Source organism: Pseudomonas sp. Pmew2 (genome assembly GCF_058129885.1).
Genome location: NZ_CM176702.1, coordinates 2,097,631 through 2,112,608, shown reverse-complemented (window position 1 = coordinate 2,112,608; position 14,978 = coordinate 2,097,631). Strand labels below are relative to the sequence as shown.

13 protein-coding genes are annotated in these 14,978 nt (G+C 58.3%); 5 read left to right on the top strand and 8 right to left on the bottom strand.

Translation table 11 applies throughout. From position 1 onward, the window contains the following. Position 1: 1 nt before the first annotated feature. The 7 genes from AC4ANK_RS09735 to AC4ANK_RS09705 all read right to left on the bottom strand — a co-directional run bounded on the left by AC4ANK_RS09735 (position 2) and on the right by AC4ANK_RS09705 (position 6,259). Positions 2–1,201 (bottom strand): MFS transporter, encoded by a 1,200-nt coding sequence (locus tag AC4ANK_RS09735; RefSeq protein ID WP_031594820.1) that lies wholly within the window; start codon positions 1,199–1,201, stop codon positions 2–4. A 250-nt stretch (positions 1,202–1,451) separates the two neighbouring features. Then, complete coding sequence (locus AC4ANK_RS09730) at positions 1,452–2,744, bottom strand: PQQ-dependent sugar dehydrogenase (RefSeq protein ID WP_002552776.1); 1,293 nt, start codon at positions 2,742–2,744, stop codon at positions 1,452–1,454. Next, positions 2,741–3,169 (bottom strand): DUF2231 domain-containing protein, encoded by a 429-nt coding sequence (locus AC4ANK_RS09725; RefSeq protein ID WP_002552775.1) that lies wholly within the window; start codon positions 3,167–3,169, stop codon positions 2,741–2,743. Before AC4ANK_RS09725 ends, AC4ANK_RS09730 begins: the two co-directional genes overlap by 4 nt. A 146-nt stretch (positions 3,170–3,315) precedes the next feature. Beyond that, complete coding sequence (locus tag AC4ANK_RS09720) at positions 3,316–3,459, bottom strand: DUF2256 domain-containing protein (RefSeq protein WP_004658371.1); 144 nt, start codon at positions 3,457–3,459, stop codon at positions 3,316–3,318. Then, a complete protein-coding gene (locus AC4ANK_RS09715; protein ID WP_031594819.1) occupies positions 3,456–4,994 on the bottom strand; it encodes a cryptochrome/photolyase family protein in 1,539 nt (512 codons plus the stop codon). Before AC4ANK_RS09715 ends, AC4ANK_RS09720 begins: the two co-directional genes overlap by 4 nt. A gap of 255 nt (positions 4,995–5,249) precedes the next feature. Then, positions 5,250–5,834 carry a glutathione S-transferase family protein gene (locus AC4ANK_RS09710; RefSeq protein ID WP_002552773.1) on the bottom strand — a complete coding sequence of 195 codons (585 nt, stop codon included), beginning with the start codon at positions 5,832–5,834 and terminating at the stop codon, positions 5,250–5,252. After that, entirely contained in the window at positions 5,831–6,259 is a 429-nt protein-coding gene (locus AC4ANK_RS09705) for a VOC family protein (RefSeq protein WP_005731427.1), read from the bottom strand. The genes AC4ANK_RS09710 and AC4ANK_RS09705 overlap by 4 nt, the downstream gene beginning before the upstream one ends. Positions 6,260–6,374: 115 nt before the next feature. On the opposite strand from AC4ANK_RS09705, the gene AC4ANK_RS09700 reads away from it, so the two are divergent. Both AC4ANK_RS09700 and AC4ANK_RS09695 read left to right on the top strand, forming a co-directional pair. Then, entirely contained in the window at positions 6,375–7,283 is a 909-nt protein-coding gene (locus AC4ANK_RS09700; protein WP_002552771.1) for a LysR family transcriptional regulator, read from the top strand. 185 nt (positions 7,284–7,468) lie between these two features. Then, the gene (locus AC4ANK_RS09695; protein ID WP_031594818.1) at positions 7,469–9,637 is read left to right on the top strand and encodes a TonB-dependent siderophore receptor; all 2,169 of its coding nucleotides are present in this window, start codon (positions 7,469–7,471) and stop codon (positions 9,635–9,637) included. Positions 9,638–9,687: 50 nt separating this feature from the next. Here the strand turns inward: AC4ANK_RS09695 and AC4ANK_RS09690 are convergent, their stop codons facing one another. Beyond that, positions 9,688–10,371, bottom strand: a complete 684-nt coding sequence (locus AC4ANK_RS09690; protein ID WP_002552769.1) for an ArsR/SmtB family transcription factor — start codon at positions 10,369–10,371, stop codon at positions 9,688–9,690. A 73-nt stretch (positions 10,372–10,444) separates the two neighbouring features. Here AC4ANK_RS09690 and AC4ANK_RS09685 point away from each other — a divergent pair, with 73 nt between their 5' ends. The 3 genes from AC4ANK_RS09685 (at position 10,445) to AC4ANK_RS09675 (ending at position 14,967) form a co-directional block, all read left to right on the top strand. Then, on the top strand, positions 10,445–11,671 hold the full coding sequence (locus AC4ANK_RS09685) for an MFS transporter (protein ID WP_057425942.1): 1,227 nt from the start codon (positions 10,445–10,447) through the stop codon (positions 11,669–11,671). Between the two features lie 297 nt (positions 11,672–11,968). Beyond that, positions 11,969–12,217 carry a hypothetical protein gene (locus AC4ANK_RS09680; protein ID WP_002552767.1) on the top strand — a complete coding sequence of 83 codons (249 nt, stop codon included), beginning with the start codon at positions 11,969–11,971 and terminating at the stop codon, positions 12,215–12,217. A 59-nt stretch (positions 12,218–12,276) separates the two neighbouring features. Next, on the top strand, positions 12,277–14,967 hold the full coding sequence (locus AC4ANK_RS09675) for a beta-glucosidase (RefSeq protein ID WP_460385218.1): 2,691 nt from the start codon (positions 12,277–12,279) through the stop codon (positions 14,965–14,967). Positions 14,968–14,978 lie beyond the last annotated feature (11 nt).

The window sequence follows — 14,978 nt, the reverse complement described above, 5'->3', positions numbered from 1 at the left end:
ATCAGTCTGTGCAAATGACCGACCTGGAGCTACGTATCGCCAGCGCAACGGTGAACATGGACAGCGCGGCACATACCGCACCGATGACGATGGCGGCGGTAAAGCCGGCCCGACCGGACACCACGCCGCCGATGAACGCCCCACCGCCAATCGACAGATTCACCACACAGACCAGTAACGCCTGAACACCCTCCACGCGGTCATTGGAGGCCTCGAAACACCAGATCTGCGTGGTGACGGGGATCATCCCGAAAGCGAACCCCCAGACCAGAATCACCGGCCAGAGCAGCCACGGGTTGCCGACAAACATCAGCAATGCGGTCAACGATCCCAGCATCAGCAGGGTCATGATCAGCACCGAGGACGGCGCGCTTCTGGCTGCCAGGGCTCCCCCGGCCAGATTCCCTGCCACCGCTGCCAGACCGAAGGCGAAGAGCAATGCTCCCAGGGCCTGCCCCTGGATATGCGCGAACTCCTGCACGAAGGGCGCGAGGTAGGTGTAAGCCGCGAAGTGTCCGACGTAGATCAACAGTGCGGCGGCGAACATACGACGAATGCGTTGCTCGCCAGCCAGCGACAGCATCTGACTGATGCCGGCAGAGCGCTCGCCCGGTAACGCCGGTAAAAACGCTGCGATCAACAGCCCTACCGCAACCGTGACCACTGCTGCTGTTTCAAATGCCGCCCGCCAGCCGAAGGCTTCACCGATCAACGTGCCAGCCGGAATACCGGCAACGGTGCCGATCGAGACGCCCGCCAGCACATACGCGGTGGCCTTTACGCCCTCCTTGCCGGGCCTCAAGCGAGGCCCGAGCGAACCGGCAATCGTCCAGAAACCTCCCAGTGCGAAGCCAAGCAGGACCCGGCCGGCAAGCGTCAGCCAGAAGTGCGTCGACAGCGCCACGATCAGGTTGGACGCCAGCAATATCGACAGCAGCCCCAGCAGCAGGCGCTTGCGATCAACATGACTGAACAGGGCAATACAGGAAGGTGCTGAAATGGCCGCGAGGATGCCGGGGACAGCCATCATCAAGCCCGCTTGGCTGATGCTGGTTCCCAGGTCACGAGCAATATCGGGCAGCAGCCCGACAGGGAGAAATTCAGTAGTGACGGTAGCGAATGACCCAAGGGATACACTGCCTACAGCCCACCATGAAGCGGGGTTTATTACGAGGTTTCCAGCAGTTTCAAAACGACTCACAGCGGTTCCAGAATTCGGGGATGTCAGCAGCTGACCCGTCGGGCCAGCGCGTGGATGCGCGTAACCCTACCGTGTAAAGCCTTGACGAAGCCACCTTGCGAGAGAAATTCTGTGTCAACGACCCGCGATAATTTCTGCGGAAACTGGCTATCAGGCCGATGCTCTGCGTCGAGGTTTCGTGGGTGACGCAGAGCGTCACGAAAGGCGTTCCCATGCAGAGCATGGGAACGCTCACTCAGGCAGTCGTGACCTACTTGTTGCGGGTCACTCTCCAGACGGTGTTGGCCAGGTCGTCGGCGATGATGAGCGCGCCCTTCGGATCAACCGTCACGCCTACCGGCCGCCCGCGAGTCTTGCCATCAGCACCACGGAAACCCGTTGCGAAGTCCACCGGTTCACCCGCAGGACGTCCATTGCTGAACGGCACAAAGATGACCTTGTAGCCAACCGGATTATCGCGGTTCCAGCTGCCGTGCTCGCCAACGAAGACGCCGTCAGCGAACTTGTCACCCATGGCCGGGATGGAGAAATCCACACCCAGAGCGGCAACGTGCGAACCCAGGCTGTAATCCGGCTTGATCGCCGCAGCGACCTTGGCCGGATTCTGTGGCTGGGCACGCGTGTCTACGTTCTGGCCCCAATAGCTATACGGCCAGCCATAGAACGCGCCCTCCTTCACCGAGGTCAGGTAATCGGGAACCAGGTCCGGGCCCAACTCGTCACGCTCATTGACCACCGTCCACAACTGCCCGGTATCCGGCTGAATCGTCAACGCGGTCGGGTTACGCAGACCGGTCGCATAAGGCTTGTGGGCACCGGTTGCGGCGTCGATCTGCCAGACCATCGCGCGATCGATTTCGACTTCCATGCCACGCTCGGTCACGTTGCTGTTCGAGCCGATGCCAACGTACAGGGAGCGACCATCAGGGCTGACAGTCAGTGCCTTGGTCCAGTGGTGGTTGATCGCCGAAGGCAGATCGGTAACCTTGACCGGCTCACCGCTGGCCCTGGTCTGACCGTCCTGATAATCGAAGCGAACCAGCGCGTCCTGATTGGCCACGTACAGCTTGCCATCGGCAAACGCCAAGCCATAAGGAGCATTGAGGTTTTCGGCAAAGACTGTCTTTAGCTCGTACTTGCCGTCACCGTCCGCGTCGCGCAGCAAGGTCAGGCGATTGCCGCCTTTGACCTTGGTATTGCCCTGGGCTTTGATGACGCTGGCAATCACATCCTTGGGCTTGAGCTTGGCAGCACTGCCGCCGCGACCTTCGGCGATGAGGATGTCGCCGTTCGGCAACACGAGGGACTGGCGCGGAATGCTCAAGTCGGTGGCAATCGCAGTGATGCTGAACCCCTCGGGTACGGTGGGCTTTTGATCGCCCCATGCAACGGGCTCGGCAATCTTCATGCTGGGCAACAGGCCACGTTGCGGTTCCGGTAGTTTCGGGTCCGGCCCGCGTGCCTGGGTACTGTCCGCTTCGCCACCACAGGCGCTCAGCAGCAGCGCCATGCTCAATACTGTCAGTGCGTGAGAGTGCTTCATTCTGCACCTCCCGAACGCAGGCTGGTCAGCCCCGTCCATGTCGCAACACCGGCCAGTACGGTCACGATAACCGACAGGATCAAGCCAGACGGCATGACCGCCCAAGCGTCTTTAGCATGCTCGAAAGCATTGACCAGACCCAGCACCCAGGTGACCAGCAACAACAGAAAGTACACCACGGGACGACCGGCCTTGTGATCCGCACGCACTAGATTGACCAGCGCGAACAGCAACGCCAGCCCGCAGAACAGCAAGCCTCCGGCAATCAGCCAGGCGGCAAAGTTGCTCCACTGAATCTGAAAGGTCTGGTAGTAGGCGATGTCGCTCAGCAATCCGCCAAGAAACAGAGGAACGGTTCCTGCAAGCAAGGTCGCGTGTAGCGGGCCTGGCGTATATCGGTAGACGGGATGGGTGGTTACAGTCATGACGGCTCCTTTTCGTTCGGCGACCCTGGATCAATGCTCAGTGCGAATGCACTCGCCTGTCAGGGTCGCGCTGAATGCGCATAGAAAAGGATCATGCTGGCGAAGCGATAGTTCAGCACTTTTCATTTCGAAATATTTTGAAAACGCTACTGGCTTGCAGTGCGCTTGTTTCGCCGGCAACGCTCAGAGCAATAAAGCACCTCATCCCAGCAGCGCGCCCACTTCTTGCGCCAGGTAAACGGCAGCCCGCAGACCACACAGGTTTTGACCGGCAGTTCACTCTTTTTCAAAGTGCCTCTCCGGCATCGAGCCTGGCCAGCAATGCCTCGCCTCGCTCCCACAGCGCCTGCTGTTTGGGTTCAGCCATGCGATCAAGGTTCTTGTAAATAATGCCCATACGCTGGTTGCGCCGCAAAAGATCGCCATGGCGCATCAGAAAATGCCAGTAGAGCGCATTGAACGGGCAGGCATCGTCAGTCGTGCTTTCAGTGACCTTGTAAGCGCAGTCTCGGCAATAGTCAGACATGCGCTTGATGTACTGGCCGCTGGCGCAGTAGGGCTTGGAGCCCAGATAGCCGCCATCGGCGTGCATGACCATGCCCAGCGTATTGGGCAGCTCGACCCAGTCGAAAGCGTCCATGTAAATCGCCAGATACCACTCGCAGATCTGGCTCGGCACGATACCGGCAAGCAGCGCAAAGTTGCCGGTCACCATCAGGCGCTGAATATGATGGGCATAGGCATGCTTGAGGCTCTGGCCGATCGCCTGACTCATGCAGTTCATCTTCGTTTCGCCGGTCCAGTAAAACTCCGGCAGCGGCCTGCTGTTACCGAACAGGTTGCCATCGGCATACTCGGGCATTTTCAGCCAGTAAACGCCACGCACATATTCCCGCCAGCCGATCAATTGGCGAATGAAACCTTCGGCGGCATTCAGCGCCACCCTGCCCGACCAGTACGCGGACTCAACGTCACTGCAGATCTGGCGCAGATCCAGCAGACCGATGTTCAGCGCAGCGCTGATCCGCGCGTGAAACAGAAACGGCTCATCAGTGGCCATTGCATCCTGATAATCGCCGAAGCCAGACAGCCCGAAATCGAGAAAGTAGTCCCACAGCGCCTGAGCATCGACATGCGTCACCGGGTAATCGAAATCATCCAGCGAACCGTAATGACTGGCAAAACGTTCAGCGACCAGTGTCAGCACGTCGCGAGTGATCCCATCTGCCGAGAAGCGCATCGGGTAAGGCGCAGCGACGCCCTTGGGCAGCGCCTTGCGGTTTTCCGCATCAAAATTCCAGGCACCGCCCACCGGTGTGCCATCGCCGTTCAACAGCAACCGGCTCTTGCGCCGCATCTCCCGGTAGAAGAACTCCATGCGCAACTGCTTTTTACCCTGCGCCCACGACAAAAACTCTTCGCGGGAACAGAGAAAGCGCGTATCGGCATACCATTGAATCGGCAACCCGCTGTCCTTGATCGACTGCTCCAGCCGCCAGTCACCGCACTCGGTGACGTGCAGCTCTTTGGCTTGCAGCAGGGCCTGCCAGCGCCGCAACTCACCCGGCACCGACCCGGTGTTCTGCGGGTCATCAAGCATGACGTACTGCACCCGAATGCCGCGCTCACGCAGCGCCTCGGCAAAATGACGCATGGCGCTGAAGATCAGCACGATTTTCTGCGGATGATGCGGCACATGGCTCGCCTCCTCCATCACTTCGACCAGCAGGACCGTATCGCGCTCTGGGTTCAGGTCTTTCAGGGACGCCAGGTCGAAACACAGTTGATCACCAAGGACGAGGTGGAGATGGGGGGATTCGGTCAATGGAAAAAGCTCCGCATGGCGTCTGCAAGGATCTGAAAAGCTGTGGCGACAGACGATTGGCCTGTACCTCAGGGCCAGCTACCCAATACTCCGAAGCCGCAAAACTTGTACCAATGTAATTTCATGTACAAGATTTTCATAGCGTTTTTCGATGAGTTACCTGTAATGGTTGTCGCAGGTACAGCTGCGGTGGCCGAGTGGTGTCCTGCCAACTGGCAGGCACCTACACGATCATTGCCAGGCCACCGGCCCGAATCAAACCGACTGGTAACCCGCCAGCCCCGCCACCCGTTCAACCCACCGCAAAACACTCGGATACGCCCCCAGCTCCACACCGCCTTCCGGTGCCAGCACCACATACGGATAAACCGCACACTCGGCAATCGTAGGCCGCCCCATTGCCAGCCAGTCATGCTGTTCAAGGTGTTTGTCGAGTAGCCCCAACACAACAGACGATTTCTGCAGGGCCTCGGCCTTGTTCAGCGCAGCGCCGAATTTCTGCACCAGTCGCGCCGCGCAAAGGCTGTGCTGGATCTCGTTGCCGGCGAACGACAGCCATTGGGCGATTTCGGCCTGGCCTTGAGGGTGAGCGGGCCACCACGCCAGGCCGCCATATTCGCCAGCGAGGTAAATCAGAATGGCCTGCGAGTCGCGCAGGACGACCGGACCATCTTGTAGAACAGGTAATTCGCCCAGAGGATTGAGGTCAGACAGTGGTGGCTTTTTATGCTCGCCGTTCAGAAAGTCCACCGCTACCACTTCAAGCTCGATATGGGCCAGGGCAGCGAACAGGCGGACTTTGTAGCAGTTGCCGGAGGCTTGCAGATCGTACAGTTTCATTGTGTGTCTCCATCGACGAGTTGATTGAATTCCAGAACGTTGCCATCGGGGTCGCGGATGAACAGTGCAATTCGTCGCGGGCCGATGGGGTGCGGCCCTTCAGTGACGACAATTCCCTGCGCGTCGAGCCAGCGCTCTAGCGCCTGCAAGTCATCGACGATAAACGCCGGGTGCGTCATGCCGGGTAGTTTCAGCGGGGCATCCAGCAACACGTTGTGAGCACGGGGCACGCGAACGCCATTGAAGATCAGGTTGATGCGCACGCCGTCCGGGCTGAGCATCTCGTTGGCTTCGTAACGTGGAAAACGCGCACTCTCGACAAAACCAAGCGCCTGATAGAAGGCCAGTGCGCGGTTTTGGTCGCTGACGCGAATACCGATGTGGTCGTATGCGAGAATCCGGGCGGGGTTGGGTTGCAGACTCATGAGGTTGAAACTCCGGTTGGAAGCAGTTTCGCAAGTGTCGGCCACGGCAGCGGTTTCACCTATGCTGCGGACCTGACAAGACCTATGCACTAATCGCACAAATCAGAAGGTGGCAATGGACAGGCTCAAGGCAATGGCCAATTTCGTGCGGATCGTCGACAGTGGCAGTCTGAGTTCGGCGGCGGATGTCACCGGGCAATCGGTTGCGTCGCTGGTCCGCTCGCTGGCCGCTCTGGAAAGTCATCTGGGCGTACGCCTGTTGAACCGCAGCACGCGGCGCATGGCTCTGACCGATGAGGGCGAGGAGTATTTGCGCTGGACCCGGCGCATGCTCGCGGACTTCGATGATATGGAACAGCGCCTTGATGGCCGCGACGGAATCGTACGCGGCCTTCTTCGGGTGACGGCACCTGTCGAGTTCGGACAGCGTTATATCGCCCCGTTGGTAAACGCCTTTCTCTGCGAGCATCAGAACATCAACGTCGAGCTGAACCTCAATGACCAGATCGTGCCTCTGCTCGACGAGCGCCTTGATCTGGCGTTGCGCATCGGCCATCTCCCGGACTCGGCGATGGTCGCGCGCAGGATCGGGGCGACCCGGCTGGTGAGCTGCGCAAGCCCGGGCTACCTGCGCACCGCCCCGCTGCTGGACACCCCGAAATCCCTGCCTGAGCACGCGTGCATTACGCTGGCTTCGCACGGCCGGCAGTGGTACTTCCGGCATCAGGGCAAAGAGTTGATACAGGACATTATCCCCAGACTTGTCTGTAATCAGGTCCGCGCCGCCAGCCTAGCCTGCGTGCAGGGTCTGGGCGTGACCCGGCTGATGCATTATCAGGTTGCAGACGAACTGGCTGACGGTCGCCTGATCAGGGTACTCAACGACTTCGAAACGGCAGATCTGCCGATTCAACTGGTTTATCCGCACGCCTTGCAGCTCTCGCCACGGGTCAAGGCATTCGTCGAATGGGCAATTCCACAGCTGGAAAAATGCCTGCCTGATCCCTCTCTTCAAGACCGATAGCGCTGCCAAAAGCTCATCTGATGTACGGCACAGAGGCACCTGTGCTCGCAGTGGAAATGTGAAAATTTTGTTAACTATTTGTTCGCAGTGTCTTTTTCTGACAGAAACAACCTGCCACAATAATGCGAACAGTTATCAACATTATTATCATCCAGCCACGGACGGCTTCAGGGAGTGTCGGGTTCATGCCGGGCCAGCAATCGCAAAGCCGTTTTCTTTTTACCCCTGCCCTGCTGACAATGGGCATCTGGATCGCAACTTCTCAGGCTGCCTACGGCGCTGAAACGCAAGCCACAGAAGCGTCATCGGCGACGACAATGGAGCTGGGCGCGACGCAAATCAGCAGCGACCAACTTGGCTCTACTACCGAAGACAGTCAGTCCTACACCACGGGCCCGATGCAGACAGCGACCAAATTGCCGCTGACCATCCGCGAAACCCCGCAGGCTGTGACCGTCGTCACTCGTCAGCGCATGGACGACCAGGCCATGACCAGCATCAACGACGTGGTGAAATACACCCCAGGTCTGTTTTTGGACCAGTCCAGCGGACCGGGTCGGCAAACCTATACCTCTCGCGGTTTCGACATCGACAACATCATGTACGACGGCCTGCCCGCCTCATACTCGGGCTACACGGCAGGCGTTCAGCCCAACCTGGCCATGTTCGATCATGTCGAGGTGATCAGAGGCGCTACAGGCCTGGCGACAGGGTCTGGTAACCCTTCAGCGGCGATCAATATGGTGCGCAAACGTCCTACCGCCGTTCCACAAGTCACCCTCACCGGCACGGTCGGGAGCTGGGACGACTACCGCGGCGTATTCGATGCCTCCGGACCACTGAACGATAGCCGCACGGTACGCGGCCGAATAGTCGGTTCCTACCAGGATGCCAACAGTTTCCGCGACAAGGAAAAAAGCGATCACGGCGTTTTCTACGGGGTTGTCGAGGCCGATCTGAACGATGCCACGACCGCCACTCTGGGCTTGTCTCGTCAGGAAGATCAGACCAATTACTTCTGGGGCGGCCTCCCACTCGGCACTGACGGCCATCACCTGAACCTGCCGCGTTCGACCTATTCCGGCTCGGATTGGGAAAACAAGAAAATCCGCATAGACACCGTGTTCGGTGAGCTGGAGCACCGTTTCGACAACGACTGGAAACTACGCGTAGCAGGCTCGAGCTCGTCGCTGGACGGTCTGTTTTCAGGCACTTACCTGTCGCGCTACAACGGCCCGCTGGAAACGACGGCCTATCAGTCCAAGCCTGAGGAGCAGCAGACTGCGTTCGATGTCTACGCCAGCGGCCCGGTCGAAGCGTTTGGGCGCACCCATGAAGTGGTGGTCGGCACCAGCAGGCGCTTGTACGACAAGACCAGCAAGGAATACAGCCCCTACGACACAGGACTGCCGATTGGCGCGCCGAAGCCGGACTTCGTCCGCGATGGCAAGACGCATAGCATCGCCACTCAGGACGCGATTTACCTCACTACACGTCTGAGCCTGGCCGACCCGCTGACCCTGATCCTCGGCGGCCGTCTGGACTGGTACGACTACGACGATCGCTCTGGCGATGAAGACTACAAGGTCACCCGCAATCTGACCCGCTACGCGGGGCTGATCTACAAGCTGGATGAACACCATTCCCTGTACACCAGCTACACCGATGTCTTCCAGCCACAGAGCGCGCAAAGCTTGTCTGGCAAGGTGCTAGACCCCGTCGTGGGCGAAAACTATGAAGTCGGCATCAAGGGCGAATATTTCAACGGCGCCCTCAATGCCAGCCTGGCAGTGTTCCGGATCGACCAGAAAAACCTCAAGACCGAGTCACCGACCCAGGCGGGCTGCGCGGTCCTGACCTGTTACGACGCAGCCGGTCTGGTACGCAGTCAGGGCATCGAGATGGAACTGCAAGGCGCGCTGACCGAGAACTGGCAAGTCGGCGCAGGCTACACCTATGCCCGCACCCACTACCTCAAGGACACCGATCCGGCGAACAAGAACCAGCAATTCAACACCGACACACCTGAGCACCTGTTCAAGGTATCGACCGTCTACCGCCTGCAAGGCGCACTGGAAAAAATGCGCGTCGGCGGCAACGTCTACTGGCAGAGCCGCATGTACAACGACATCGCGCTCACCAATGGCAGTTACCGCCTGGAACAGGGCAGCTACGCCGTCGCAGACTTGATGGCGGGGTATCAGGTGAGCAAGAACCTCGACTTGCAACTGAACGCCAACAACATCTTTGACCGCACCTACTACACGGCGATTGGCGCAAGCTCGGTATGGGGCTCCACCGACGTCTACGGCAACCCGCGCAGCTATGCGTTGACGGCCAAGTACAGCTTTTGAGCCTGAGCCACGCTGCTACCAGGCATGCTCGGTAGCAGCGTGGTTACGCCTCACACCCCAAACACCTTCGCCATACCGCCCACCCCTTTGGCCGTCAGCTTCAGTGCTCTGGAGTCCAGATGGCGGCTTACCCAGCCGCGCGTGAGCATCAGCTCCAGCAGCGCCGCCCCCAGAGCGCCACCGATGTGCGGGGCGCGTTCGCTCCAGTCCAGACAGGCATAGGCCAGACGTCTGCGTTGCTGACGTACTGCGTCCACGTCGATGCCCAGCGCATTCAGTGATTCGACACCCCGCTCACTGATCACATAGTCCTTGCCCTGCTCATTTAACCAGCCGGCCTTCAGTAAGGCATCGTGCAACTTGACGGCGACTTCACCGGCGCAATGGTCGTAACAGGTTCGAGCCTGTCGCAAGGCCGAAGGCGTGTTGGGTTTGAAGGGCACGGCGCTGTGTTGAGTCAGTAACAGCAAGGCTTCCAGCGCTTGCGCCACCTGCGCATTGGTCAGTCGATAGTAACGATGCCGGCCCTGTACGAGCATTTCCACCAGCCCCTGCTCACGCAAACGCGCGAAATGGCCGCTGGCACTCGATGCGCCTATATCGGCCAGCGCCGCCAGCTCGGTCGCGGTTCGTGCATGCCCGTCCAGTAGCGCACAAAGCATTCGGGATCGTGCAGGGTCAGCAATGGCACCCGCCACTGCCGCCAGCGAGAGGTCTGCTGCTTCAACATCCATAGTTCAGCCATCCCTGAAGTGTTCTGGTAGGCGGTCATCATACTGCTGCCAAACCACTTGAAGGGATTCACCTATGCATCAATCTAGTTTTTTTGGCAGAAAAGTCGTCGCAGCTACATTTCTGATGGCTGTGTTTGGCTGGGGCATCGGCTTTTACGGTCCGCCAATATTCATGTATGCCGTGATTCAGAGAACCGGCTGGTCGACCGCGCTGTGCTCGGCTGCGGTCACGGTGCATTTTCTGGCAGGTACGTTGGTCGTGGTCAACCTGCCTGTGTTGTACAAAAGGTATGGCCTCCCGTGGATTACGGTTTCAGGGGCGGCAACCCTTGCTGTCGGTGTGTACGGCTGGTCGATCGCCAATCAGCCCTGGCAATTGTTCATCGCCGCAGCGCTGAGCGGATTCAATTGGGTAACCATGGGCGCGGCAGCGGTCAACGCTACCATCTCGCCATGGTTTGTCAGCAAGCGCCCTGGCGCATTGGCGATGGCCTATAACGGCGCGAGCATCGGCGGTGTAGTCTTTTCATCGGGCTGGGTGTACCTGATCGACCGGTTCGGGTTCAGCCTTACTGCGGTCGTGGTGGGTGTGCTTTCAACAGGTGTGATCGCGCTCCTCGCTTTCGGTGTGTTCCGCTTCAGGCCTGAACATCTGGGTCAGCAGCCCGACGACATTCTCCAGATAACCACTGACCTGCCTCCATTCCAGGACACTGCGCCCTTAACGTTACGGAGTAACCGACCATTCCTCACGCTGGCGGCGGCCATGTCGCTCGGGCTGTTTGCGCAGATCGGCCTGATCAGCCAATTATTCCTGCTGCTGATTGATCACGTCACACAGCAGACCGCAGGTATGGCCATGGGTGTCGCTACCTGCAGCGCTATCTTCGGCAGATTTCTGTCCAGCAGGCTATTAGCGCCAGGCACCTGTCGACGCCACGTCGCCTGCCTGAGTTACGCCTGCCAGTGCCTGGGCTGTGTGGTGCTGATGTTTATAGGCACAAGCCCTGCTCTGTTATGTGCCGGCATGATTCTTTTCGGTGTGGGTATCGGCAATGCGACATCACTGCCTCCGCTAATTGCCCAAGCGGAATTTCCCAGGCATCAGGTTGCGCGCGTGGTGACGTTGATCGTCGCCATCGCTCAAGGCTGCTACGCCTTTGCGCCAGCCTTCTTCGGTGGCGTCCGGACTTTATTCAACGGGCCTGACAGCGACCTGATAGCGCTGGCACTTGCTGCCAGTATTCAGGCGGCAGCGATACTTGTCCTCATCAGCACGCGGCCACATGTAAAACCGTAGCCAATGCCAAAAACAGAGTGAGCACTCTGCTTTTAAAAAAGAATATTAATTTCTATAAAATAGTAAAAAACACTAATTTATTGCCGTAAATATGAATTTTATGGGATTAAATCAAAGTTAAATCCGTATAGTTGATACCTGAATTTACATACCATCAACTATATAAAATTGCATTCGTGTATTTTACCGTTCAGCAATTTTCTGCTTGTTACGCACGTTTTGAAGAACCTGTCGGCCGCCCCGAGCTGCCGACTTGCCTGTCTGCCTGTTTCATATTTCTATTTGGAGACTCTCCCGATGGCCAGCCCCCTGCTGCCTGTTGTTGCCACTTTACTGATGTCCCTTGCCGCCCTGCCGGTGTCTGCCGCTGACAGGCAGAACCCGCTGCCATCCACGTCGAGCGAGCGCCGCGCAGAGGTCGACGCTCAGCGTGAGCAGATCACCGGTGCCGACGCTGCCGTACAGAAAACGCCCAATGGCGCGCAAACGGTGGTGGATGCGCCGATCGACACTGCTGACGCCCCTGCCGGCAATGAAGACCACTGAGTGACCCACTGACTGCAACCGATCAACCTATGAATGACGTAAGGAATAACTCCGTGTCCATGATCAAACAAGGCCTGGGCCTGAGCCTGTTGGCGCTCGGTATCGCCCAGGCAGGCAGGGTGTTCGCTGTGACGCCGATGACAGGCAATGAAGTCGAAGCGCGCGTAGGCGCAATGCTCGACAACATGACGCAATCGGAAAAAATCAATTTCTCGCGCGTTGACGACGGCCGGATGATTCCGAAGCTGGACAAGTTCAACCTGCAGGGTACGGTCGCCTATGATTCGGCGATGGGCGTGCTGGTCGGCGGCAAGACGTTCGGTGCGCAGTACCCTTCCCCGTCAGCACTCGCAGCCACCTGGAGCATCAACCGGGCCAAGGAATTCGGTCTGGCGATCGGCTACGAAACCCGGATAGCGGGCGGGCAGCAAATGCTCTCGCCAGCCATCAACCTCTACCGTACGCCTTTCAACGGGCGAGCGGCTGAGTACATGAGCGGCGAAGACCCGTTTCTCGGTGCCGTATTGGCACCTGCGGTGACCAACGGCATTCAGGTGCAAGGCGTCCAGGCGGCCGCCAAGCACTACCTGATGAACGAGCAAGAAGCGAACTGTCATTATCTGGATGTGAAGATTGACGAGCGAGCGATGCAAGAGCTGTATCTGCCTGGCTTCGAGTCACTGGTCAAGAACGCCAATATCGCCTCGATCATGTGCGGCTACAACAAGATCAACGGCGAATATGCGTGTGAAAACCACCACCTCATCACCGACATCCTGAAAGGCCAATGGGGCTTTCAAGGTAACGTCATGAGCGATTTCAACTCGGTTCAGGACGCCTTCAAGGGTGCGTGGGCGGGTACCGATATCGACATGCCCAGCGGGCTCCAGTTTACTGAAGCCAAACTGCTGCCTTACATCTGGAATGGTCAACTGCATCAGAACGTGATCGATGACAAGGTGCGCAGGAACCTGAGAGCGCTGGTCAGCTACGGCTTTGACAAGGGGATCAACAAGGCGCAGCCACTGGAGCATCGTGAGTACGGGCAACTGGCGGCCTTGAACGTGGCCAGGGAGTCGATAGTCCTGCTGCGCAACCAGCCGGTAGACGGAAACAAGCCTCTGCTGCCACTGTCCAGAAACGCAAAGATAGCGGTCATTGGTGATCTGGCCATGCAGCCCCCGACCGCGCCGTTCGGTACGGCTTATTCGGCACCCGCAAGCTATGTCCCTGAACTAAGCGGCCTCAAGCAACTGGCGTCGAATACATCCAACGTGGAATACCTTTCACAGATGAGCCTGAACCCGAAGTCGTCGGTCTGGTATCAGCCCGCTAAAGACCAACAGGCCATCAGCAATACCGGTGTAAAAGCCGAGTATTACGCCAATACCTCGCTGTCCGGCGACCCGGTTGCAACCCGCGTCGAACCCGGCATCAATCTGGACTGGATTACCAACACCAACCAGACCGATAACGGCACCAGCACAGTCAACGGCTATACCCCGTCAGCAGGCTCGTTCTCGGCGCGCTTCACCAGCAAGATCAAACCGACGATCAGCGGCCCTCAGGTGTTCAAGGTACGGGCGGACGGTGCCTATAAACTCTGGATCAATGACGAGCTGGTGCTTGAGGATGAGGGCTCGCAAGTCTCGTTCGACCTGATTCCAGTGGTGCCGCGCACTGTCAAAACGGCCAGTCTTAAGGCCGGTACCGAGTACAACGTGCGCCTGGAATATCGCCGGCTTAAAGGCAACTTCACTCCGGTACTGGGCGGCATGAACGGTGTGCAGATGAGCTGGGCAGCGTTGCGTCCACCGAAGAACCTGGGGGATTACGACGCTGTCGTGGTAGCCGCCGGCAATAACTTCGAATACGAGGGTGAGTCGCTTGATCGGCCGTTCGAACTGCCGCAATTCCAGTCCGAGTTGATCAGCTTCATTCAGAAAGCCAACCCTAAAACCATCGTCGTACTGCACGGTGGCGGTGGTATGGATATGCAGCCCTGGGCTGACAAGGTAGCTGCGTCTCTGCACGCATGGTATCCGGGGCAACAGGGTGGTCAGGCACTGGCCGAAATTCTGTATGGCAAGGTCAACCCGTCGGGCAAGCTTCCGATCACCCTGGACAAGAAGGCGCAGGACAACCCCAGCTATGCTTCCTACTCGAACCCGGTGCCGTACTATTTCAGCAGCGCCAACCCTCCAGTTGAAATGACCTACAGCGAAGGCCTGTACCTGGGCTATCGCGGTTACGACAAGAAGCACACCAAACCGCTCTATCCATTCGGTTTCGGGCTTTCCTATACCACGTACGAGTACAGTGATCTGAAACTGTCGAGCAACGTATTGGCTCCGGGCGCGACCATTCAGGCCTCTTTCAAGGTCACCAATACTGGCGACAAGGCAGGTTTTGAAGTTGCTCAGCTTTATGTGCAGCCATCCAGGCCTCAGGTTGATCGCCCGGAGAAAGAGTTGAAGGGCTTTACCAAGGTTTACCTGAAGCCAGGCGAAAGCAAAACCGTCACGATTGCACTGGACTCGCGTTCTTTCGCTTATTACTCACCCGATTCGGTGAGCTGGAACGTCGACCCTGGCAAGTTCAAGGTCCTGGTGGGCAAGGACTCGGAAAACCTGGCACTCGACCGCACGGTAGTAGCGCTTTATCCGGAGCAACTGACCACACGAGATTCAAACCCCCTTCCAGTCCCCCTGCGCAAGGCAGTACAAGTCAAGGCAGAGCAGGCTTACTAAGCAACAGCCAT